This is a genomic window from Serratia sp. TSA_105.2, assembly GCF_052692115.1.
Window position 1 is genome coordinate 581,727 of the sequence record NZ_JBQZFT010000001.1, and the last position, 22,490, is coordinate 604,216.

At 58.0% G+C, this 22,490-nt stretch carries 18 protein-coding genes; 7 read left to right on the top strand and 11 right to left on the bottom strand.

Translation table 11 applies throughout. From position 1 onward, the window contains the following. Nucleotides 1–30 precede the first annotated feature (30 nt). Nucleotides 31–1,041 carry a substrate-binding domain-containing protein gene (locus ACUTSC_RS02565; RefSeq protein WP_197767234.1) on the bottom strand — a complete coding sequence of 337 codons (1,011 nt, stop codon included), beginning with the start codon at nt 1,039–1,041 and terminating at the stop codon, nt 31–33. Between the two features lie 317 nt (nt 1,042–1,358). On the opposite strand from ACUTSC_RS02565, the gene ACUTSC_RS02570 reads away from it, so the two are divergent. The 3 genes from ACUTSC_RS02570 (at nt 1,359) to ACUTSC_RS02580 (ending at nt 4,477) form a co-directional block, all read left to right on the top strand. Then, nucleotides 1,359–2,282, top strand: coding sequence for a substrate-binding domain-containing protein (locus ACUTSC_RS02570; protein ID WP_197767233.1), 924 nt, complete (start codon nt 1,359–1,361; stop codon nt 2,280–2,282). A gap of 67 nt (nt 2,283–2,349) precedes the next feature. Further along, a complete protein-coding gene (locus ACUTSC_RS02575) occupies nt 2,350–3,525 on the top strand; it encodes a Gfo/Idh/MocA family protein (protein WP_445653059.1) in 1,176 nt (391 codons plus the stop codon). 10 nt (nt 3,526–3,535) lie between these two features. Then, a complete protein-coding gene (locus ACUTSC_RS02580; protein ID WP_197767231.1) occupies nt 3,536–4,477 on the top strand; it encodes a TIM barrel protein in 942 nt (313 codons plus the stop codon). Nucleotides 4,478–4,529: 52 nt separating this feature from the next. Here the strand turns inward: ACUTSC_RS02580 and ACUTSC_RS02585 are convergent, their stop codons facing one another. The 9 genes from ACUTSC_RS02585 to ACUTSC_RS02625 all read right to left on the bottom strand — a co-directional run bounded on the left by ACUTSC_RS02585 (nt 4,530) and on the right by ACUTSC_RS02625 (nt 15,352). Next, nucleotides 4,530–5,627 carry a hypothetical protein gene (locus tag ACUTSC_RS02585; RefSeq protein WP_197767230.1) on the bottom strand — a complete coding sequence of 366 codons (1,098 nt, stop codon included), beginning with the start codon at nt 5,625–5,627 and terminating at the stop codon, nt 4,530–4,532. 56 nt (nt 5,628–5,683) lie between these two features. Beyond that, on the bottom strand, nt 5,684–6,721 hold the full coding sequence (locus ACUTSC_RS02590) for a Glu/Leu/Phe/Val dehydrogenase (protein WP_197767229.1): 1,038 nt from the start codon (nt 6,719–6,721) through the stop codon (nt 5,684–5,686). A 16-nt stretch (nt 6,722–6,737) separates the two neighbouring features. After that, nucleotides 6,738–9,617, bottom strand: a complete 2,880-nt coding sequence (locus tag ACUTSC_RS02595; RefSeq protein ID WP_197767228.1) for a type I polyketide synthase — start codon at nt 9,615–9,617, stop codon at nt 6,738–6,740. Between the two features lie 13 nt (nt 9,618–9,630). Further along, on the bottom strand, nt 9,631–10,806 hold the full coding sequence (locus ACUTSC_RS02600; protein WP_445653060.1) for an NAD(P)/FAD-dependent oxidoreductase: 1,176 nt from the start codon (nt 10,804–10,806) through the stop codon (nt 9,631–9,633). Nucleotides 10,807–10,846: 40 nt separating this feature from the next. After that, a complete protein-coding gene (locus tag ACUTSC_RS02605) occupies nt 10,847–11,404 on the bottom strand; it encodes an allene oxide cyclase barrel-like domain-containing protein (protein WP_063989880.1) in 558 nt (185 codons plus the stop codon). A 22-nt stretch (nt 11,405–11,426) separates the two neighbouring features. Further along, nucleotides 11,427–12,455: a pyridoxal-phosphate dependent enzyme gene (locus ACUTSC_RS02610; protein ID WP_063989879.1), complete on the bottom strand. Its 1,029-nt coding sequence runs from the start codon at nt 12,453–12,455 to the stop codon at nt 11,427–11,429. Between the two features lie 42 nt (nt 12,456–12,497). Further along, nucleotides 12,498–13,226 (bottom strand): alpha/beta fold hydrolase, encoded by a 729-nt coding sequence (locus ACUTSC_RS02615; RefSeq protein WP_197767226.1) that lies wholly within the window; start codon nt 13,224–13,226, stop codon nt 12,498–12,500. Next, a complete protein-coding gene (locus tag ACUTSC_RS02620) occupies nt 13,223–14,827 on the bottom strand; it encodes an AMP-binding protein (protein ID WP_130018309.1) in 1,605 nt (534 codons plus the stop codon). Before ACUTSC_RS02620 ends, ACUTSC_RS02615 begins: the two co-directional genes overlap by 4 nt. A gap of 300 nt (nt 14,828–15,127) precedes the next feature. After that, nucleotides 15,128–15,352 carry a hypothetical protein gene (locus tag ACUTSC_RS02625; protein WP_063989876.1) on the bottom strand — a complete coding sequence of 75 codons (225 nt, stop codon included), beginning with the start codon at nt 15,350–15,352 and terminating at the stop codon, nt 15,128–15,130. A 160-nt stretch (nt 15,353–15,512) separates the two neighbouring features. Between ACUTSC_RS02625 and ACUTSC_RS02630 the strand changes: the two genes are divergently transcribed. Further along, the gene (locus ACUTSC_RS02630) at nt 15,513–17,630 is read left to right on the top strand and encodes a TonB-dependent siderophore receptor (protein ID WP_197767225.1); all 2,118 of its coding nucleotides are present in this window, start codon (nt 15,513–15,515) and stop codon (nt 17,628–17,630) included. A gap of 32 nt (nt 17,631–17,662) precedes the next feature. Continuing rightward, entirely contained in the window at nt 17,663–18,769 is a 1,107-nt protein-coding gene (locus tag ACUTSC_RS02635) for an ABC transporter substrate-binding protein (RefSeq protein ID WP_443006755.1), read from the top strand. A gap of 4 nt (nt 18,770–18,773) precedes the next feature. On the opposite strand, the gene ACUTSC_RS02640 is transcribed toward ACUTSC_RS02635, so the two are convergent. Further along, on the bottom strand, nt 18,774–19,433 hold the full coding sequence (locus ACUTSC_RS02640) for a TetR/AcrR family transcriptional regulator (RefSeq protein ID WP_233221850.1): 660 nt from the start codon (nt 19,431–19,433) through the stop codon (nt 18,774–18,776). Nucleotides 19,434–19,550: 117 nt separating this feature from the next. Here ACUTSC_RS02640 and ACUTSC_RS02645 point away from each other — a divergent pair, with 117 nt between their 5' ends. Together ACUTSC_RS02645 and ACUTSC_RS02650 are read left to right on the top strand one after the other, a co-directional pair. Continuing rightward, entirely contained in the window at nt 19,551–21,101 is a 1,551-nt protein-coding gene (locus tag ACUTSC_RS02645) for an MFS transporter (RefSeq protein ID WP_445653061.1), read from the top strand. 2 nt (nt 21,102–21,103) lie between these two features. Then, nucleotides 21,104–22,489 (top strand): MmgE/PrpD family protein, encoded by a 1,386-nt coding sequence (locus ACUTSC_RS02650; protein WP_130018306.1) that lies wholly within the window; start codon nt 21,104–21,106, stop codon nt 22,487–22,489. The last annotated feature ends 1 nt before the right edge of the window (nt 22,490 follow it).

Below are 22,490 nucleotides of genomic sequence, written 5' to 3' on the forward strand. Positions count from 1 at the left end.
ATAGTGACATTGTCACAAAAAAAGAAATCCTTACGCCGGTTTCCCAGCCAAATGCGACCGCCGAACCCGCAACTCTCCGTGCCGCCAGGCGCCGTCTGCCGTGGTGCGATTGTCGATCAGGCGATTCAAGGCCTCCTCGACCAGCCGGTCGATGCGTTGGCTGTAGCTGGTCAGGGCCCAATTGGCTGAGCCGGCTTCGTCGATATCGTCGAAACCTACCACGGCCATCGCGGACGACGGCGCCGTTTGTCTGAGCGCTTCGAGCGCCCCCAGCGCCAACACGTCGTTCTCGCAGAACAGCGCCTCAACCCGCTCGCTTTCCGGCGTTGCCTGCAGGTATTCGCTCATCAGCTGGAAACCGCGTTGGCGATCGTAGTGGCCGGCGGTGAGCACCCGTTCCAACTGAAAGCCGGCAGCCATCAGTTTGTCGCGGTAGCCTTCCATGCGCAGCAAATGGCTGCTTTGCGTGTCTGGCCCCTTCATGTAGCCAAAGCGCCGATGCCCTTGTTCTATCAGCAATTCAGCGATCTCTTCGCCGGCGCGGTAGCCGTCGATATTGACCACATCAATGTGTTCGCTTTCCGTATTGCGGCACACCTGCACCAGCGGGATCTGATGCAGATCTTGCGCGATCGCCGCCCACTCTTGGGTTAACACCGTCGCCAGGAACAAAATGCCATCGACCTGCAGCTGATCGGCCATCGCCATCACCGCCCGGTAGTTTTCCCCCGCGGTGATGTTCAGCAGCAGTGCCATATAGCCGCGGGTTTGCAGCTGTTTGGTGACCATATCGAGCATCATCATCGAATGCGGGTTCTTCATTTCGTCGATGGCCACGCCGATGATGTGCGTGCGTTTTTGCGACAGGCTGCGCGCCAGCAGGTTTGGCCGATAGCCCAGCTCGGCCGCCGCCGCCAGTACGCTTTCACGCGCGCTGTCCGAGATCGACGCGCCGGGCGTAAAGGCGCGCGATACCGTCCATTTAGAGACGCCGGCCTTTTCGGCGACGTCGCTGGCGGTGGCTTTGTGGTGTTTTATCATGGTTGCGTCGATCCCGGCTTCGGTGAAGTCAAACTATACCCTGCTCGCTCAGATCCCCTAAGCGCCCGTCGGCATTCCTGCTGCAATTATGTCCCGTTTTTGCACCCGATTGCAATTTGTTGTGCAACCGGGTGCAAAAAGTAAAGAGTTTGTGATCGTCCACGCTGTTTTCACCTTTCCCCAGTTGACCGAATTTTATCCATAGCCGACATTCACGGTGGCATTCAGAGACTCATCGCCGTTTTGCCTCCTGTTTTGCACCCGGTTGCAATGACGCTGTTTTTACACAACACCTCTCTTCTCAACAGGATACCGTAATGAAAAAAACCAGACTGCTGTTGATGTTAGCCTGCTCGCTATTTGTCGTGACCGCCCAGGCCAAGAGCTACCAGGTCGGCGTGGCGCTGGCCAACTTCGATCTCAACTTCGTCTCCATCCTGCGCAGCCAAATGGCGCGTGAACTGGCTGCGCAGCAGCTGCAAGGCCAGTTCGTCGACGCCAAAGGCGATGTTGCCCTGCAGGTGCAGCAGGTGGACGATCTGATTAATCAGGGCGTGGATGCCATTATTCTCAACCCGGTTGATACACAAGGCGTCCAGCCGATGATGACGGCCGCCCAACGCGCCGCGATCCCCCTGATCTTCGTCAACCGCAAACCCGAAGTGCCGCTTAGCGACGCGACGGCCTACGTCGGCTCCGACTCGGCGCTCAGCGGCCGCCTGCAGATGGAGGCGCTGGCGAAAAAAATGAATTACCGCGGCAACGTGGCGATCCTGATGGGCGCCCTCTCCAACGAAGAAACCCGCGAACGCACCCGCGCGGTGGAAGCGGTGATCGCCACACACAAAGACCTGAAAGTGGTAGAGAAACAGACTGCGAAATGGCAACGCAACGAAGCGGTCGACGTGGTTTCCGGCTGGTTGTTGAACGGCACGCCGATCGATGCGATCGCCGCCAACAACGATGAGATGGCCATCGGCGCGATCATGGCGCTGAAACAGGCCAAAAAGAGCGACGTGCTGGTTGCCGGTATCGATGGCACGCCCGACGGCCTGCAATTTATCAAGAACGGCGACCTGGCGGTGACCATTTTCCAGGATGCCAAAGCCCAGGCGATCGGCGCGGTGCAGGTGACCCGAGCAATGTTGGATCACGCTAAAACCGAGCCTTACAACTGGGTGCCTTATGCCACCGTGACGCGAGAAAACTACCCGCAATTTGCACAGATGAACCAGAAATAAACCGTTGCCACTCTCTTTTTCAACCCATTTTGCACCCGAGTGCAAAGCCACAGTATCAGGAGTCAGCATGTTAAATGGTGAAAGAAGCATCCCTCGCCCGCTGCGTTGGGCGATGATCGGCGGCGGCCGCCTCAGCCAGGTGGGCTACAAGCACCGCTCCGGCGCACTGCGCGACAACACCGCCTATCGGCTGGTTGCCGGCGCTTTTGATATCGACGCGGCGCGCGGACGTGAGTTTGGCGTCAACCTCGGCTTGCCCGCCGAACGCTGCTATGACAACTATCAACAGCTGCTGGCGCAAGAAGCCAACCGCGAAGATGGCGTTGAGGTGGTGACCATCGCCCCCCCCAACGGCACCCACCATGCAATCACGCGCGCCGCGCTGAATGCCGGCCTGCATGTCATCTGCGAAAAGCCGCTGTTCTTCACCACGGCGGAGGCGAGAGAAATCAAGGCGCTGGCTGAGCAGAAAGGTCTGATCGTCGGCGTAACCTACGGCTTCTCCGGCCATCCGCTGCTGATGCAGATGCGCGCCATGATCGCGAACGGCGACATCGGCGAAATACGCATGGTCGAATTGCAATACACCCACGGTTTCAATGCCAACGAAAGCGCGGACACGTTCGAGGCGCAAAAGTGGCGCGTCGATCCGAAAATCGCCGGCCCCTCTTTTGTGCTGGGCGACATCTCCACCCATACCTTCTACATCTCGCAGTTGGTGATGCCCGATATGAAGATTGCCTCCCTGCTGTGCGATCGCCAGAGCTTTATTCCTTCCCGCGCCCCGTTGGAAGACAACGCCATGGTGCTGATGCATTACGAAAACGGCGCCGTCGGCCGTATGTGGGCCTCCGCCGTCAATGCGGGCGCGATGGACAGCCAAAGCATCCGCGTGGTGGGCTCGCTCGCCAGCCTGCAGTGGAGCGACGCCACCCCCGGCGAATTGCGCTATGAGATCCAGGGGCGGCCCAACCAGCTTCTGCACCACGGCATGCCCTATCTGGACGACAGCGCCCTGGCCGAAGAGCGGCTCGGCGCGCTGCATACCGAAGGGCTGGCCGAATCCTGGGCCAATATCTACCTCAAGTTCGCCATCGCCATCAGCGCCAGCCAGCGCGGCGATCGGCAGACGCTGGCCGCGCTGATCTATCCGGATATCGACGCCGGATTGGAAGGCGTGCGCTGGATTGAAAACTGCGTTCGTTCCGCCGACAACGGCGCCACCTGGGTTAATTACCAATAAGGAAAGCACCATGAAACTTTCATTCTGTACCGACAGCCTGGGTCATTTACCCTTCGAGCAGATGCTGGATCGGCTGCTGGAGCTGGGGATGTGCGGCGTGGAAATGACCACCGGCGGCTGGTCTCCGGCGCCCCATCTGGATACCGACGATCTGCTGGCCAACCCCGCCAAACGCCGGCAGTTGCAGCTGGCGCTGGCCAGCCGCGGCATGGAGATCGCCGCGCTCAATGTCTCCGGCAATCCGCTCGATCCCGGCGAACTGGGGCAACGCCATCAGCGCCAAACCGACAATACGCTGGAGCTGGCCGGCCTGCTGGGGGTGAAAAAGATCGTTATGATGAGCGGTCTGCCCCCGGCCAGCCCGCATGACACCATCCCCAACTGGATCACCTATACCGTCAGCTGGCCGCCGACGGTGAAAAACTGTTTGGACTATCAATGGAATGAAGTGGCGATCCCCTATTGGCAGGCGCTGGTCACCCGGGCCAAAGCGGGCGGCGTCGAGCGCTTTGCGCTGGAAAACTTCAGCGCCATGCTGGTGTGGAACCCGGAAACGCTGTTCCGGCTGCGCGAGGCCGTTGGCCCGATGGTGGGCCTGAACCTCGATCCCAGCCACTTGATTTGGATGGGCGCGGATCCCATCGCGGTGGCCCGCGCCCTCGGCCCCGCCATTCACCATGTACACGGCAAAGACGTGCGCCTTGAGCGCGGCGTCGTTGAGGTTAACGGGCTGCTGGAAACCAAACCGATCGACGACGTGGCCAGCCGCGCCTGGAACTACGTCGCCGTCGGCTGCGGGCGGGATCTGCAGTGGTGGAAGGAATTCTTCTCGGTGGTACGCATGATGGGCTACAACGACTGGGTGTCGCTGGAAATGGAAGACCTGACCATGTCGGCCGATGCCGGGATCGTTTCTTCCGTTCAGGCGCTGCAGCAGAGCATCAGCCAGTAAAGTCAGGCGCGGCGGCCACGGCCGCTGCGCAGACCCGTGCATTGCCAACAGCTTATAAACACCATACCGGCCGGGCGCCGACCGTAGCACTGGCGTGCCCCGCACCATGGCTTAGGCACAGCGTTCTCAGCCCGGCGGCGGCGCCGGAATACCAGGCGCCGCCGCGCATCAGAATGCGTTCACCGTAATTACGCAGGTAAACCTGATCGCCGTCCTCACACCGGTGATGAGGAACAATGCCAAGAATTTTCAACACATCCGGTAACGGTGCCCCGCTTGCCATGCGAATACGATCGAACGCATCGTCCATCAAGCCAGGCGGATATCCGTTATCCTGCGGGTCGCCGTTAAAATGCTGAATAGAGTCGGTAATAAGCGGCGCACCGGCATTGCCTGTATGAATGGGTGAGACTGCATCGAATTTAGCCGTCCCTCCACTGCCGGGCGACACCCATGCCCCCGTCGCCAGGTCGACCGCGCGCCAGCGTTCGTCTTCATCGTCGGTCATTGGCATCGCGGCGTCATTATCCGGCAAGAGCAGAATTTCCCCCGCGACCAATTTCAGCCCGTGCTGCCATTCCCACAAATTACCGCACAGATCGCCGATGCCGTACGGCGTACCGTCGTGATACCAGGCTCCCGGGCCGGATGCGGTAAAGGTTGTCGGATCGCCCTGTTCATCGCCCACGGCACCGCCGTCGCATCGTTTACCATACTGACGGCGATAGTGATGCGACCGGCCGCTCTCGGTATTGCCCAACTCCGGCCATCCTTGATGGCGGCACCAGAACATCAGCGCGGCCCATTCCGCGTTGGTGCCAATATGCCATCCGGCGCCGTTGCGCGCCACCGCCCGACGAAATGTGGCCAGATCGTGCCGGCTCGCCGGAGCCGTATCGGGTTGGCTGACCAGTTCTCCATCGACCAGAGTTCCCGGATAGCAGCCATAAAAAAAAGCGTCTTTAAGCTGGCCGTTGACGATAAAGGCAGGATGAACCGCCTCTCCTAACCCTGATGTGACCTCTTGCAGCGTAAAGCGAGAGATCGCATGCATATAACTGGGTTGACCACTTGCGGTATACAGCACGGTGCGGTGCCCCTGTGACTCGGTTTCCACTTTGCTCCGCAAAGCGTCTTTTACGATGATCATGAATTTATACTCGTTAAACAGCCAAGGCCGGGAAGCGCAGGCTTCCCGGCCCATTGTTACGCCACCATGGCGGCGGATTTGATCGGTTGCAACAATTGCCCGACATCGCAATTGAGCAGTTGAGCACGCTGCAGCAACTCCTCGGTCTTGGCGCCAATCACGGAATGCACATAGGCATTGACCTGTTCCTGATTCATTTGGTTATACCGGTCGGTGAACGCCATTTCGATGCTGTCGCAGATCACCGCGCCGGCATTACTGACATAGTCCGGCAGATAATGGATGCCGCGCGCCAGCAGCCGCTGTTCTGCCTGCGGCGTACTGAACGGCGAATTGGCGCTGCTAATCACCCAACGCGTATTCAGTTGTTCAACGTTCTGCGCATTTAATATGTTGGACAAGGATGCGATGCACAGCACCTCGCTGGGTTGCGCCCAGAGTTCGTCTTCACTGACGCGGCGGACCCCAGGTGGGAACTGCGCCGCAGGATTGATGTCATACGCCGTCACTTCGCAACCGAACAGCAGGCTTTGTTTCGCCACTTCCGCCCCGACTTTACCCATGCCGTGAATAGCAATGCGGGCCCGCGGCAAATGATTGAGCCGCAGCGTCAACACCTTTTTCATCGAGCTCCAGACGCCGTAGCCCGTCGCCACCGACGTGTCGACTTGCGGGCTGTCCATGGCATTCAGGATCCATGGCGTAAACTGCCGCAAATAGTCCATCTCTCGATTGCCAGTATTGATATCGCATCCGGTAAACATGGTGCCGCCATAGCGATTGAGCAGGTCGCCGATCGCTTCAAGCACCGCCGGTTGTTCTTGGGGAGAACGCTTGCTGTTCACCACGATTTTGCCACCGCTGAAACCGGTATTGTACAATCCATGCTTCAGCGACATGCGCTGCGCCAGCATGATCGCCTCTTCTTCCTGCTGCTGGCGGGACGTATAGTTGCGCCAACGGATCCCGCCATTGGCCGGCAGCAGCTTGATCTGCGACGAGTAAGCCAGAGTGAATGACGTGTCGTCATCGATTACGATCGTTTCTACCTGATATTGGTTGTGCGTATTCAGCAATTCATTGTTAACTGACATAATTTGCCATCCTGTTTTAATGGGATTCTTGCTCGAATGCTCCAGCCTGGTCTAACTGTTGTTTTATGCCCCACGGCGTTGGCCGCTTAAGGAAATCGGCCATGCCTACCGACCGGCCAAACTCTTGTTCCAACAAGGCCATCAGCCGCAATGCCATCAGCGATTGCCCGCCGGCGTCAAAAAAGTCGCAGTGGTTGGAATCAGGGTTCACGCCGGTCACGTCGCCCCAAATGCGCCAGATGCGCGCCATCTGCGGATCGGGTTTATCCGCTGTCGTCGATGTTCGTCCGGCTTCCGGCCCCTGCATATCTCGCTCGCCCAACCACCATTGCGCCGGATCGAAGGGATACATTGGCAATGCAATGCGGGAAGGAGGCTGTTGCCACAGGCGGCGCCAGTTAACGTTGACGCTGGCACGCCAGATTTTTTGCAGCGCCTGGATCCACACGGCGGTTTCGCTCTGTGCTTCGTCGCGGCGCGGCAAGGTGCGCACCGCCGTTATGGTGCCGGCGGATTTTAGCTGCGCGACCAGCGCAGTGAGTGTCGATCCCGGCCCTACCTCTATGAAAAGCGTTTTTCCGCGCCGCGGTAGGTGTTGCAAGGCGCGGTTATAATCCACCGGTTCACGGGCATGGCGCGACCAATAGCGGGCATCGAGCGCCGCGGGCGCGACTTCGGTCGCCAGCAATGCGGAGACGTAGCGGACCCTCGACGTCGATTCACGCGGCGGCGGCGCAATGCTGGCCAGCTCATCAAGAATGGGATCCATCAACGCCGAGTGGAACGCATGCGAAACGCTCAGCGCCTTGCAACGTACTCCCCTGTCCCGCATCTGTCCTTCGCAGGCGCGAATCGCCTCCGCCGGGCCTGAAAGCACGCAGCCGTTCTCACTGTTGTCCGCCGCCAGAGACAGCCGATCGCCAAGCCAGGGTTGGGCTTGCTGAGCGCTCAGTTCTACCGCCAGCATCGCACCAGGCTGCAGCCCGGCCATCAGATGCCCACGCCGGGCGGCGAACACCAACGCGTCTTGCGCCGAGAACACACCGGCAGCCCAGGCGGCGGCAATCTCACCCAAACTGTGCCCCACGACCCAATCCGGCTCGACGCCGTAATGTTTCAACAGTTCGGCCACGGCGATCTCGACGGCGATCAGGGCCGGCTGCGTCAAGGCCGTGTTGTTAATTGTTTCGGGGGCCGCCTGGCCGGTAAACAACGGGGAGAGATCCAGTGCAGCCTGTGTTTGCAATATCTGCAGCTTGTCATTCATCAGCGTTTTGAATATCGCATCCTGCGTCATCAGTTCGCTGGCCATACCGATAAACTGGCTTCCCTGGCCGGGAAATTGGAAAACTACCGACAAACGCCCTTTTCCCGTATCCACCATGCTTTCTTTCATGCTCAACACGCCCTGCTCGCCTATATGCAGAGTGCCGCGATAACGCAGCGACTTTCTTCCACTTTGTGCGCTCCAGGCCAGGCGTTCGTCGTTCTCGCCGCATGGCCTCTGTTGGTAACGTTTGACCAAGCGATGCCAGGCCTGCTCCGATTGCGCGCTGATCGGCACGACAGTCGCCAACGGCGCTATCGCCGCCCGCATTTGAGGCGTTTTCGGCGGCCTTGCCAGCACGACATGCGCATTGGTTCCGCCGATGCCGAAGGCGCTAACGCCGATGGCGTTGCGTGGATCGTCACGATCCCAACGTTGAGCGGAGCACAGAAACTCAAACGGGCTTTCCGCCAATGCCATTTCCGGATTCGGCGAGCCAAAGTTGATCTGCGGCGTGAGCCAACCGTGTTTGATTTGCAGCGCGGCCTTGATCAGTCCCGCCATGCCGGCGCAGGTTTCCAGGTGCCCGACGTTGGCCTTGACTGCACCGATAGCGCAGAAAGCCCTGTGCGTCGTCCGCTCGCGGAAAACGCCGTTCAGCGCCTCAAATTCGATGGGATCCCCGGCCAACGTTCCCGTGCCGTGCGCTTCGATGGCACGAAAATCTTCCGGTGCCAGGCGGGCATCGTCCATAGCTTGGCGCAGCAGGCGTTGCTGGCCGTGCAAACTGGTGGTGGTAAAACTGACTTTGCGCGCGCCGTCATTGTTCATCGCTACGCCTTTGATCACCGCAATGATGTCGTCGCCGGCCGCCTGTGCGTCAGACAGCCGTTTCAGCACGACAATGCCGACGCCGCTGCCGAACACCGTGCCGCTGGCATCTGCAGAAAACGGTCGACAGTGCCCATCGGTGGAAAACACCATGCCTTGCTGCGCGAAATATCCTTCATGTTGCGGGAGCCTGAGGGTACAAGCGCCGGCCATAGCCATATTGCAACGGCCACTGCGCAACGCTTGAACCGCTTCGTAAACCGCCACCAGCGAAGTGGCACAAGCGGCCTGTACATTACACACCGGCCCCCCGATGCCCAGGTGCCAGGCCACACGGCTGGTGAGGTAATCTTTGTCGCTCGCGATTTGCCGTTCGAAGGGCGAAGGGTTGAGTTTGTCGAGCAACGCAGAGCCCTGTGCCTGACGCAAATAATCGGAACTGCTACAGCCGGCAAACAAGCCCGTATCGTCAAGCTCACCCGGCGTTACCCCGGCGTTTTCCAGAGCGTGCCAGGCGCACTCTAAAAAGAGCCGTTGCTGGGGATCCATCAGCAGCGCTTCGCGCGCACTCAGGCCGAAGAATCCCGCGTCGAAGCGGGATATGTCGCCGGCCACCGGTGCGGCGACGGGAATATAGCCCCCGTCGGCCGAGTCAACTTGCTCGTTGTCGACGCGAACCAGCGATTCGACGCCGTTGATCAAGTTATGCCACCAGCTTTCCGCGTCCTCAGCGCCCGGGAAGCGGCAGGCCATGCCCACCAAGGCGATATCCCGTTCATTGCTGTTCACCTGCTGCATAGAGGTTCTCCGATTAGAAGCGCAATGCGCTGATGTCCCAACGCGGTTCTCGTTCCGCCAGCAGATCGGCGCAAATTTGCCCCATCAGAGGGGTAAATTTGAATGCCCATCCGCCTGCCGAAACCACCAGATGCTCGCCGCCGTGGCAGCGGCCCTTGACGCTGTCTAGATAGAATTGACGCGCCGGATCGGTGGGCAACACCGCCAAGCAGCTCGTGGCGGAATGTTGTTTGTCCGGCTCGAGGAACGGCATATGCCGCCGGGCAAACTCGAGCGCTCGCTCAACGTGCTGCGGGTTGGCCCGATAGCTCGGCGCATTGGCTTCGGTGATCGGATCCACTTCAAAATCGGTCCCAAGTCGGTCAAACCCATTGACTGACCACGGATTGGGCGGGAAACCGTAAAACAGGTTACTGTCGCTCTCCACCGGCGGTTGGAAAGCAAACCAGAAAGGATCGTTGGCCCCCAGACGCTGACTGCGCAGCATGCTAATGCAGGCCATCTCATAGGTGGAAAGCGCAAGATCGATATCCAGTTGGCGCAGCAGCTTCTTACTGCCCGGCCCGCCAGCGACCAACACCTTACGGGCGCGATAGCGATGCTGCGCCGTCAGTACCGTTGCCCCCCGCGCATCCGGCTCCACGGCCTTCACGCATTGCTGGAACTGGAATTCTACGCCGGCCTCGCTAGCCAGAGAGTAAAGCGACGTCAGGGTACCTTTAACGTCGATTACCCCGCCGTCTTGCTGCAAGAACCCTTCATAGTTACTGTCCAGCCCGGTAAAACCGTAGCGCCGTTCGATTTCGCGCATCGTCAGACGTTCATAAGGCAACCTCATCTCATCCATCGACAGCATGGTTTGACGGATCTGCCCCTCATTGGTCCAGACATCCGCATCGCCGAACCACAGGCTGCCAATGCGGTGGATCAGTTTTCTGTCCGCCTGTTGTTCCAATTGCCGCCATAATTTGTCGGCTTCCAGGGTAAGGCGGAAGATTTCCAATTCCGAATATTGCAAACGCCAATGGCGTTCCTCCCCGCTGGTACCCGCTAATTGCGTAAATAGCGCATATTGCTCCAGCACCAAAATTTTATGATCCTGATGTTCACGCGCATAATTCCACGCGGCGGCCAGCCCTATGGGGCCGGCACCGATAATAATGACATCCCAGTGTACTGACGTGTGCATACCTATCCCTCGCAATGGATATTGTGTGTGTTTGGTAGAATTATTTTTTAATCAAGCTTTTAATCTGGTCCAACGGCAACAGAACGATCAGCGTCAGATATTTTTCTCGCGGAATATCCTGATAAAGCTGACGAACGCCGATTTTCCCCATGACATCCCCGCTAACGCCGGCGGCGAACAGCGATTGCCATTGCCCTGCCCAAATGGCGCTGGAGTTCCAAATGCCGGCGGTTTCGATCCGTCCCAGCGGCGTTTCAGCGGTTTCGTGATACCAGGAAATCACGCTGTCGTCAGGCAGTGACGCGATTTTCCACCCCTGGCCCTTCATCGTGCCGATATCATGCCCTTGCTGATCCACCAGCAGGTCAGTATGTGAATTGGCATCACCCACGTTAGGCGCATTATTCGTTTTCGCTTTGAAGGTAATATTGGCCATTTCTATAACGGAAAGGATCGTGACATTTTTATAGCCGTCTTTCGATGCCAGAACACGTTCAATTTCCGCAGTGTCTTTGCCGGAACTGATTAATTCGCGAACATAATCGCCAAGCGTAATCAACTCAGCCAATACATTATTATTGCCCTGTATAATTTCCATAAAACATTCCTTTCAAACGTTGTTAAACGGTTAATGCTTCAGATTGTTTAAACCACTCGCGCCCTTTTTCTCGGTCGATATCGGAACCCGCGTCGGCAAAAAGCGTGACAATGCGTTGATCTGCGCTCAACGTTTCAGCCAGCTTACAGGCCGTTTTCCAGTTGGCGGCGGAAGAGGCACCGATTTTGACACCGGTTAGTTGATGGAACTCATGCATCGCACTGAGTGCTTCCCGATAAGAAACCGGATTGAAAGGTGGCTCTTGCGGCATCAGCTTACTGATGAAAGGCTGACGGAAACCGAAACCCAGTCCACCGGCGCCGGCGAATTTCGGTTCTCCATTCGGGGCGGACAACGTACCGTAAGGCAGTTCGCGCGGCGTGCTGCCCCACACGATCAGCTGTGGGTTATCCTGACGTAGCGCCGCCGCGACGCCAGACAGTGTGCCACCAGTACCGACCGCGGAAACCCAACCATCGACACGCTCGCCGTTCAGCTGCCGCCGGATCTCTGCGCCCGTCGCATGCTGATGTACGGCGGTGTTAACCAGGTTGAGATGCTGGGATAACAGCGTCCAACTCCCATCTTCATGCGCAATCTGCTGGCTGCGCGCAATGACGCCGAGCAGGAACTGATTGCGATCGACCAAGGTAACGACGGCGTTGTCCCCCTTCAGCGTGTCGATCAACGGTTGCGGGGATGAATCCGGGATCACAACTTGCACCGCTATCCCGCACATGTTGCCGAGCTTAGCCAGCGCTTTCGCCATATTGCCCCCCGAGGAATCGAGCAATTTTAATTCACCGGCGGCGAAATCGTGTTGATTGATAGCATCGCAAAACAGGCCGAACGCAGTGCGATCCTTCACCGAGCCAAACGGATTTTCAAACTCGAACTTGGCGTAAATCGACGCCTTCCCCTTTGGCGAGGGCACTTCAACCAGCGGGGTGTTGCCTAACGCCGCATAGAATTTTTTCAACTGGGGGAACAGAGTAAAGGCTTTCTCCGTATCCGGTGCGCAATCCTGTGGGTTAAACAGCTCAAAATTCATCAGAGGTTCCTTTAAAGCCATACGTTGACAAATAAGCCAGCGTTACTGAAGCAGCCGGCGGAGAAATGCAGCGGTATCCTGCATGAAATAAAAGTGATCGCCCGTCAGGAGTTGAACCTGGCTGCCGGGGAGTTCTTCTTTCCACTGCGACAGCGCGGAGCGGCTAACCAAAGGGTCGTTGTTGCCGCCCAAAATGCGCGGCTGCAGGCCGGGCAACGGTTCTGCGCTGAGTTCGCCCAACAGCCGTAGGTCTTGCTGTATCAATCGGGTGACAAGCGGGCGAGTGAGCTCATCCAGCGTCAACGCGCCGCTGCTTTCACTGAATGCCAGGATGTGGTCCAACACTTCTTGCCGCTGGCTTTCCTGCCGGAGTAATTTCAGTTCTGACGGCGCGCGCTGGGCCGACAAAACGGTGTCGATGCGAAAGCGCGATGTTTGCAGCGCCGCGGCAACCTGCAGGGCAAGCAGCGAACCCATGCTGTGACCGAAAATCACCGCCGGCGCGATGCCCAGCGAGGCATGCAGCGCATCGACGCAGCGCGCAATGGCGTACTGGGCCGTTTCCCAGGCCGGCGCGTCTTGCGCTTCTTCCCGGCCGGGATATTGCATGATGAACAGATCCACCTCGTCCGGCAGCAGCTCGCGCCAGTGCTGGTAGAACGCTACGCCGCCGCCGGCATGCGGAAAGACCACCAATTGTTTGGTGACCGGCGAACTGCGCGGGCGGCTGAGTCTCACCGCGCAGCCGAGAGAAGTTCGCAATTGCGTCATGAGTTCAACCCTGCCGTGTTTCTGACGGACGGCTCCTGGCGCAGCAAATCGCGCAGCGTCAGGCGATCTATCTTGCCGATGCCTTTCATGGGAATGGCGTCGATGACGATCAATTTTTCCGGTGCCTTGAACGCCGCCAGCCCTTCTTTCTCAAAGAAACGGCGCAATGCGCTGAGGGTCAGCGTGTCATCCGTACTGGTGACAAACAGACACGGCACCTCACCGTACAGATCGTCCGCCATGCCCACGCAAGCGGCTCGTACCACGGCAGGATGTTGTTCTGCCAGTTCTTCTATCTCGTTCGGACTGAATTTTTCTCCTCCACGGTTAATCGAATCGTTGACGCGCCCATCGATGAAAATATTGCCTGCGGCATCGACGTGCGCCAGATCGCCGGTGCGGTAGAAGCCGTCAGCGGTAAACGCGGCAAGGTTCGCCTGGGGATTTTGGTAGTATTCGGTGAGCGTATAAGGGCCACGGGTGATCAGTTCACCTGATTTACCCACGGGCAAAGAACAGCCATTTTCATCGACGATTAGTACTTCATCATAGGGGCTCAAAGGCCGGCCCTGAGAGCTGAACCGTACCGCATCGTCGTCGTCAACCGCGTTAAAACACAACAGCCCTTCGCTCATGCCATAACATTGCTGCAGGGTAATGCCGAGACTGCGGGACGAGGAGGCCGCCAGCTCTGGCGTCACTCTGGCCCCACCCACCTGGACATGCCACAACGTTGTCAGGTTGCGCGGCGTTTTTTGCTGCAGTTCGCTCCATTGCGACAGTAGAGCAGGCACCAGCGTGGTATGCGTCACGCCGCATCGCTCGATCACGTCCAACGCCGTTTCCGCCGAGGGCGCATCGGCGAGCGCCACAGCGCCGCCGCGAGAAAGCGTACCAAGTATGCCGGGACAATTGATGACGAATCCATGTGAAACAGGCATCGCAGCGAAATAGACCGACTGGCTGTCCAGAGCAAACACGTCACAGCCGCATTCAATCATATAGCTGTAACCGCCATTCTTGCGTGCGATCGCCTTGGGCAAACCGGTGGTGCCACTCGAAAGCAACATGACGGCGGTATCCGACGGGGTCATGATGACGGCGTGAAGTGGCGGCGAAGGCATCAGGGGTGAACAGAAATGTTGCAGGTTCAGGTAGCGAGTATCGTGCCCGGCGTCATCGTAATCTTCGACCAGTATCACATCGATATTGAGACCTTCCGTCAACAGCGTCTGCAGAGCGGCAAGTGGGTTATAGCGGCGGGAACCGCGCTGCAAGGCGAATACTTTCGGCGCGGTCAGATGCAGAATGTGCCTCAGCTCTTTCTCACGATAAGAAGGTAATATCGGCACCGGGATCGCGCCGAGCATCAACGAAGATAGCATGACGACAACCGCTTCACGGGTATTGCGCAATTGATACGCGATCCGATCGCCTTTCTGCACGCCTAATTGGCGCAATTTCAAGGCGGCTGAAGCGACCGCGCCGTTCAGCCAGTCGTAACTGTAAACCTCCCCACGTTCAAAAAGCGCCGGGCGCTGTCCATGTTGTTGAAGGGCCTTTAATAAACGTTGATTGATTGAATCCCCAACACTAACCATAGCGACTCCATAATGAGTTAACTCACTGTTTGACTGTTATCTTTCTCAATCACAATTCGTTAAACAAACAGCTTTCGGCACCTCGGTCAGGCGGCGCCGTCACTTCTGTATTGGCTCACAATGAACAGCAAAATGGACTCAAAAACACTTCATTTTCTGGTCGCCATCAAACACTACGACCGACCGTCAGTCAATTACTTTGGAGTTAATTATTTGTATATCTTATGTTTCATGCGGACCATTCTGTCGTAAATTTGTTTTTAAACATAAGGTTATAAAAAATGTCTTTTTCATAGTTGCTTATGATATTTCAGAAATAAGCTGATCTAATGAATAGTCTTGCCCTCCCCACAGCGAGGGCGCATCGACGCAGCGGGCCTTCAACAGAGCTTGCAACGCCACGGTTTCCGCCGAACTGAGCGCTAAATCCTGGCGCAGTTGCCAGCTGCCATCCGCCGCTTGCAGTACGTCTTCAGGTACGCCCACCTCCGCTAACAGCGCCAATAAATCATCCAGAGTCTTCATAATGTTATCCAATCGTTAAATGGTATTGATAATTATTCATATTGACCGTCAGTCGGTCAATGGGTATTTTAACGCTTGCCTGAGATGGCCAGGCTCCCGCCCCACAGCAAGACGCTTACTTGAAGAGGGATTATTTTTGAATAAATTCAACGGATTTCATTTGCGACACGCTTATCTTTGCCCGTTTTTTTTGGGCATGGTGCCTTGCCTGACTCTGGCGGCAGGCGAAGAGTCGATATGGGTGGTAGCTGACGGTTCGTCCTCGGGCAACGTTCCACAGGGCTACGCGGCCCAACAAGCGGAGGTGGCAACCAAAACCCGTTCGCCGCTGGTCGACGTGCCGCAATTCGTCTCGGTGGTCAATCGACAGCAAATGGACGTGCAATCAGCCGATACGGTCAGCCAGGCGCTGCGCTACAGCGCCGGCGTTGCCGTAGAACGCTTCGGTGCATTTTCCAGCGGCGTGGACTTCGCCAGAATGCGCGGCTTTGAGGCGGAATACTATCTGGATGGTTTACGCGTCATCGGCAATACCGGCATTTGGGGGCCACAGATTGAAACCTGGGGGTTGCAAAGCGTCGAAGTCTTGCATGGCCCCTCCTCCTCGTTATACGGCCAAGGCGGTGCCGGAGGCGTAATCAATATGATTTCCCGACGGCCTTCCGCTACCGAGTCGAATCAGCTTAAATTGGATGTCGGCAACGACCGTACGCGTTCCCTCAGTCTCGATGCCACCGGCGCACTGACCGATGACGAACAGTGGTTGTATCGTTTCGATGGCCTGGCGGCCACGCGTGGCTCGCAGATAGAAGATACCCGGCAGAAGCGTCTCTATCTGGCACCCGCCATCACCTGGCAGCCCAACGAACGCATGCGCTGGACCGTGCTGACTCACTATCTGCGTGAACCCGAGTCGGGCTATTACAACACCCTGCCCGCCCAGGTTCTGGGGCTGTTGCCCAATGCGCGCGGCAAGATAGATACCGATAAAAATTACAGCGATCCGGCGCACGAGAACTCAAGCCGCACGCAATATGATGTGACCTCACTGTTTGAAGTGCAGTTGAACGATCGCTGGCGATTAAAACAAAACCTGCGCTATTCCCATGTAGACTCTGCGGTGCGGCGCGATTTTACCCGCGCCATCACGCCGGACAACCGCCTTTTGACGGCGGTCTACCAAGATTCCCCGAGTCAGGCGGACAGCCTTGTGATGGATAACCAGGCCGAGGTGAAATTCGCTACCGGCGCCATCGCCCACCAAGGGTTGGCCGGCATCGACTACCAGACCGGTAAACTGGATAAAGACTGGTGGGGATCGCAAACCGTGACGTTCGATCCCTGGTCCGGTCAGTACCGCCCTTCATTCGATCCTGTTGCGGTTTCACGCACGTCGACAACGCAACGTTTCCACCGCACCGGCTTATACGGGCAGGACGAAGCCAGCTGGCGCGGATGGCATTTGCTGTTGGGCGGCCGTCATGACTGGTCGCGTATGCGTACCGGTGACAATCTGGCCCATACCCAAACGCAAACCAATGATGCCGCCTGGAGCTATCGTGCCGGATTGAGCCACCCGTTCGACAGCGGCCTGGCGCCGTGGGCCAGCGTCTCTACCGCCTTCGATCCGCTGACCGGCACTGACGCTCAGGGCTCGCCGTTCAAACCCACCCATTCCACTCAGTATGAGATGGGTTTGAAACTGCAGCCGCCCGGCAGCGCAATGATGACCAGCCTGGCGGTTTACCAACTGACGCAGCGCGATGTGAACACCATCGATCCCCTCAATCCCAGCTATTACACCCAGACTGGCGAAGTACGTTCTCGCGGCGTGGAGCTGGAATCGCGTGCGGCGCTGACCGATAGCCTTAACCTGATGCTGGCCTATGCCTGGGTCAACAACGTCGTGACTCAAGCCAACGATAACACCCTGGGGCGACACCCGGTCGGTGTTCCGGCGCAAACCGGCTCGATGTGGCTGGACTATCGCTTTATTAAAGGGCCGCTGCAGGGGCTGCTGATCGGCGGCGGCGCTCGCTACCTGGGGGCCAGTTGGGGAGATGGCGCCAACACATTCAAAGTGCCTGCCGTTTGGCTCGGCGATATGACCGTTCGCTATACGCCTGGTGCCTGGGATCCGCGCCTGTATAACCTCGAATTGGGGTTGACCATCAACAACCTGACCAACAAATCTTATGTCGCCAGTTGCACCAGCGCGCCTTACTGCAGCATCGGCATCGAACGCAGCGTCACCGGTTCGATAAGTTGGTATTTCTGATGCGCAGACGGCGTTTTCTGCAGGTGGCCACTTTGCTGGCGCTTTCCTCGCCGTTGCGATCTCTGCGCGCGCAGGCCGATACGCAGGCCGTGACCGATATCGTCGGGCGGACGGTGACCTTACGTTATCCCCTGCGGCGTATTTTCCTGGCGGAAGGCAATCTGTTTTATACCGTCGCGGCGCTTAATCCCCGCGCGCCGATGGAAAGATTGGTGGGCTGGCGAGACAATTTTCGCACCGCCGACCTGGATAGCTATCGGCTGTATCTGCGTCATTTTCCGGAGCTGGCACAGTTGCCGACCTTTGCCGGAGTGCAGCAGATGCAATTCGATCTGGAAAGGCTGATCGCCTTGCGGCCCGAAGTCATGTTGCTCAATGCGAATACTCGCTCGGCGCTGGAAGCGAGCGGTTTGATGACTAAGCTCACGGCGGCGAATATCCCCGTGGTATTTGTCGATATGAGCATCGGCCTGATGAACAACAGCGCCAGAAGCATCGCCATCATGGGCCAGCTGTTTGATAATCCACAAAGCGCAGACAGCTTGATTCGCTTCCGTCAGCGACATCTCGATACGGTCCTCGATACGCTGGCGAAACGGGCTCCGCCGCGCCCACGCGTAATGATGGAGCGCGCCGCCGGGTTGTACGACGATTGTTGTCTGTCTTGGGGAAATGGCAACTACGGTGAAATGGTGAATATCGCAGGTGGATTCAACCTGGCCCAGAGGCATATCCACGGCGTTTACGGTTCACTAAGCCAGGAAACGGTGATCGCTTCCCGGCCCGATAAAATCGTCGTGACCGGCAGCAACTGGAGTCATTATTCACCTGGAGGTGACTGGGTCAACCTTGGCCCCGGCGCAGATTTGGCGCTGGCAAAAACGCAGTTGGAAAAATTGATGCGACGCCCGGCTTATCGCACCCTGGCCGCGGCAAAGAGCGGAAAAGCGTATGCCATCTGGCACCCGTTTTACGATCATCCCTTTAATTTCGTCGCTATCGAGCGACTGGCCACCTGGTTCCATCCGTCGCTGTTCGCCGGCGTCGATCCCGAAGTGACCTTTGCGGAGCTTTTCGCGCGTTTTCTTCCCATTCCGTATCAGCCCGGTTACTGGGTATCGCTCGATGCGGAGCCGTGAACGATCAGCGGCATCCCAGCAAACGCATGAACTCCTGCGCCAGCGCCGCCCCCAGTCCTTGGCGGTCGGCGTTGGGGTTGACCATGACGTCATCCACGGCGCCGTGCATGCCGTGATACATCAGGATGGCGGTCAAGTGCGGATTATTCAGACTCCAGGCGCCCGCCGCGGCGCCATCGTTTAAAATCGTCAGGATCTGTTCCAGCACGGCATCACGATCCTGATTGCCCCGGGTATGATAATGATGATCGTGATACAGCGCATCGTGCAATTCCATACCTTCAAAATAGGTCGCCACGCCGGCATCACACCAGGCTCTCAGGCGCGCCAACCAGTCATCTTGCGCACATTCATCGATAGCCAGCTGAATTTTCTCGATAAAGTGATTGGTGAACCGTATACGTAAAGCGGACAACATTTCGTTTTTGGACGGAAAATAGTGATAGAACGTTCCTTTGGCGACGTTGGCGTCACGGACAATATCGCTGATGGTGGTCGCTTCAAATCCTTTTTCGATAAACAGCTTCTGTGCCGCATCCATCAATTCATCCAGGCGCACTTCTGCCGGTTTGGTTCGAGGCTGTGTTTCTTTCATCTTTTCTTTTGTCTTCATATCAACGTCCAGTGTGGATCCAGCGGCCATCGTAACCAATGTTGTTGCCATTGACCAGCCGACCTAGCGCAGTGAAATCAATATTCACACTCCATTGACCGACGGTCAGTCATAATATAAGGTGAGAATAGTTTTCACTATCACCTTCTCTCAATAAGGAGCCCCTTTATGTCCGGTATGCGCAGGATTTCGCTCGTTGCCGCCATCTGTCTGGGTACATTTATGGCGTCGCTCGATATCAGCATCGTCAATGTGGCGCTGCCCACGATGCTGGAATCACTGCAAACCGACATGTCGGGCTTGCAGTGGGTCGTTGACGCTTATGCCCTATGCCTCTCCGCGTTGATCCTTTCGTCCGGCCCGCTAGGCGACAGGTTTGGCCGTAAACGCATTTGGCTCTTCGGCGTCGCCCTGTTTACCGTTGGTTCGATCGTTTGCGCATTCGCGACCAACCTCGGCATGCTGCTGACCGGTCGCGTGATCCAGGGTATCGCCGGTGCAGCCGTCATCCCGGGTGCGCTGTCCCTGCTGACCCACGCGTTTCCGGAAGAACAGCTGCGGACCCGCGCGATCGGCATTTGGTCCTCGGTCAATGCGCTTTCGTTGGTGATCGGCCCGGTTTTGGGCGGCCTACTGGTACACACCACCGGTTGGCCGGGTATTTTCTGGATCAACATTCCGGTCGGGATCGTCGCGCTGGTATTGGGCGGTTGGGGATTGAGAGAGAGCTCGCATCCGGAACACGCTGCGCTCGATCCGCTAGGGCAAGGGCTGAGCATCTTGTGGCTCGGCGCGCTGACCTATGGGCTAATTGCCGCCGGCGAGTTCGGCTGGCACAGCGTGCAGTCGCGCCTTCCGCTGTACGCCGCCCTGGTGCTGTTTGCGCTGTTTCTCTGGGTGGAAACCCGGGTCAAACGCCCCTTGCTGCAGCTGAGTCTGTTTCGTCACGCCGACTTTACCGGCTACAACTTCGCCTCTTTCGTGCTTGGCTTCTCCGCTTACAGCAGCGTCTTCTTCGTCTCGCTGTTTCTGCAACAGGCTCAGGGTTGGAGCCCCGCCGACACCGGTTGGCGCATGGCACCGGAGTTTCTCGCCATGGCGCTGGCCGCTTCGGGTTTTGGCCGCCTGTCCGCCAAACTGAGTGTGAACTCGCTGATGATCGCCGGCTATGGTCTGATGGGCATTGCCCTGCTGTTACTGACGCAGCTGCACGCCAGCTCGTCTTACCCCCTGGTGGCGCTGTATTTGGCACTACTCGGCTTCGGCATGGGGTTGTCGATGCCGGCGACCAGCGCGCTGGTGATGCGCACCGTCGCGCCGCAGCGCTCTGGGATGGCATCGGCAACGATGAACGCGCTGCGACAAACCGGCATGACGCTGGGCATAGCGCTGCTGGGCACATTGATGAGCATGCAAGCGGTCACGACGTTGACAGCGGCGTTGCACACGCAGGGGGTGGAACAGGCCGCCGAAATCGCCCGGGTAACGGTGATAGAGCAACAGCAGACGGCCGTGGATGCGCTGGGCGCGAATCGCCTGCAAGATCTGACGCACAGCGCCTTCGCCGACGGTTTCGGGATCGCCATGTTTTGGGCCGGATTGCTCAGCATCGCGATGACCGTGTGGCTGCTGATCATGCTGCATCCGCGTTTCCGTCTGCATCCGCAGGCTGAAAACGCCCTGCTGAGCAAGTCCGCTGAACGACTGAACGAGGAATAAACATGACAAAATTATCGGTCGACCCGATCGAGGAATTGATCGCTTTCGCTTCACAGATAGATGCATGCATGGTTCCCCCCGCTGTCTTGGCATTCCAATGCAAACGACTGATGGATAATCTTGGCTGTCTCGCCGCAGGCTATGACCAAAGTGGCGTTGATGCGGCGCTCTCGCTGGCCAGACGCTGGAGCGGCAACGCCGAGGCCAGCATTATCGGCAGTGAAGAACGCCTCGCCGCGCCGCAGGCGGCGTTCGTCAACGCCGTGCGAGCTCGCGCGCTCGACTACTGCGACGTTCTCTCCCCCGGCTGGCATCCCAGCTCTTCGGATATTCCAGTCGCGCTGGCGGCGGCGGAGCTGTCGGGTGCTTCCGGATTGGATATGTTGGCGGCATTGGCCGTCGGCCAGGACTTCGCCCAACGCATCAACCTTGCCGCGCAGGCGAACGGCTTTTTCTACCGCGGATTCGACTCGAATATCCTTGGCCTGTTTTCAGGCGCAGCGATCGCCGCCCGCTTGCTGCGCCTGGATCAGCAAGCTTTCGCCGACGCCATCGGTCTGGCGTTCGATTTCGGCATCGGCACCTTCCAACACTATCAGGACAAGACGCTGGCGGTGCGCATCAGCCAGGGATTGGTGGCGCGCCATGCGCTGGAAGCCGTCTTGATGGCTCAGGCGGGGATAAGCGGCCCCAAACGCGTCCTGAGCGGCGAGAACGGTTTTTTCAATCTCTATGCGCCGGGCGAACCCGATCTGGGGATGCTGACCCACCAATTGGGCATTGCCTTTCTGGGGGAAGAAGCGACCTGCTTCAAGCTATACCCACATTGCAGCATTCTGCTGGCTTTGACAGAAACGCTCTTGAACGACGGGCCACACCGGCAATTGCCCGATCCCGAACGAGCGAAGATCACGCTGCACGCGTCACCGACCATGCGCATGGTGTGCGGTGCGCCTTACGAGCCGCAGAAAACGGCCGAAATCGATGCGCAATTCAGCGCGCGTTACATCATCGCTAACGCGCTGCTGCGCGGCCAAGCCAGCGCTCTCGAATTCAGTGCGGCCTTCGCGACAGAACCTGCGGTCGTTGCGCTAGCGCAGCGTATCGAGGTCCATGAACAACACGGCTTCGAACGGTTTGACCGCTTCGAACTTCATATCACGCCCGAACAAGGCGATACGCTGCGGCTCGAAGCCGAGTTCGGCCGCGGCTGGCCGGAGAACCCGGCGGATATGCAGGATATTCGGGATAAATTTCTTCTCTGCTGTGAGCAGTCGCCGAATCATGGATTAAAGCATAACGCGCGACGGCTGATGGCCTGTATCGAGAATCTGGTCGAAGCGCCCTCGTTACAAGCCTTGTTGGCCGCAACTCAGGAGGGACGCTAGT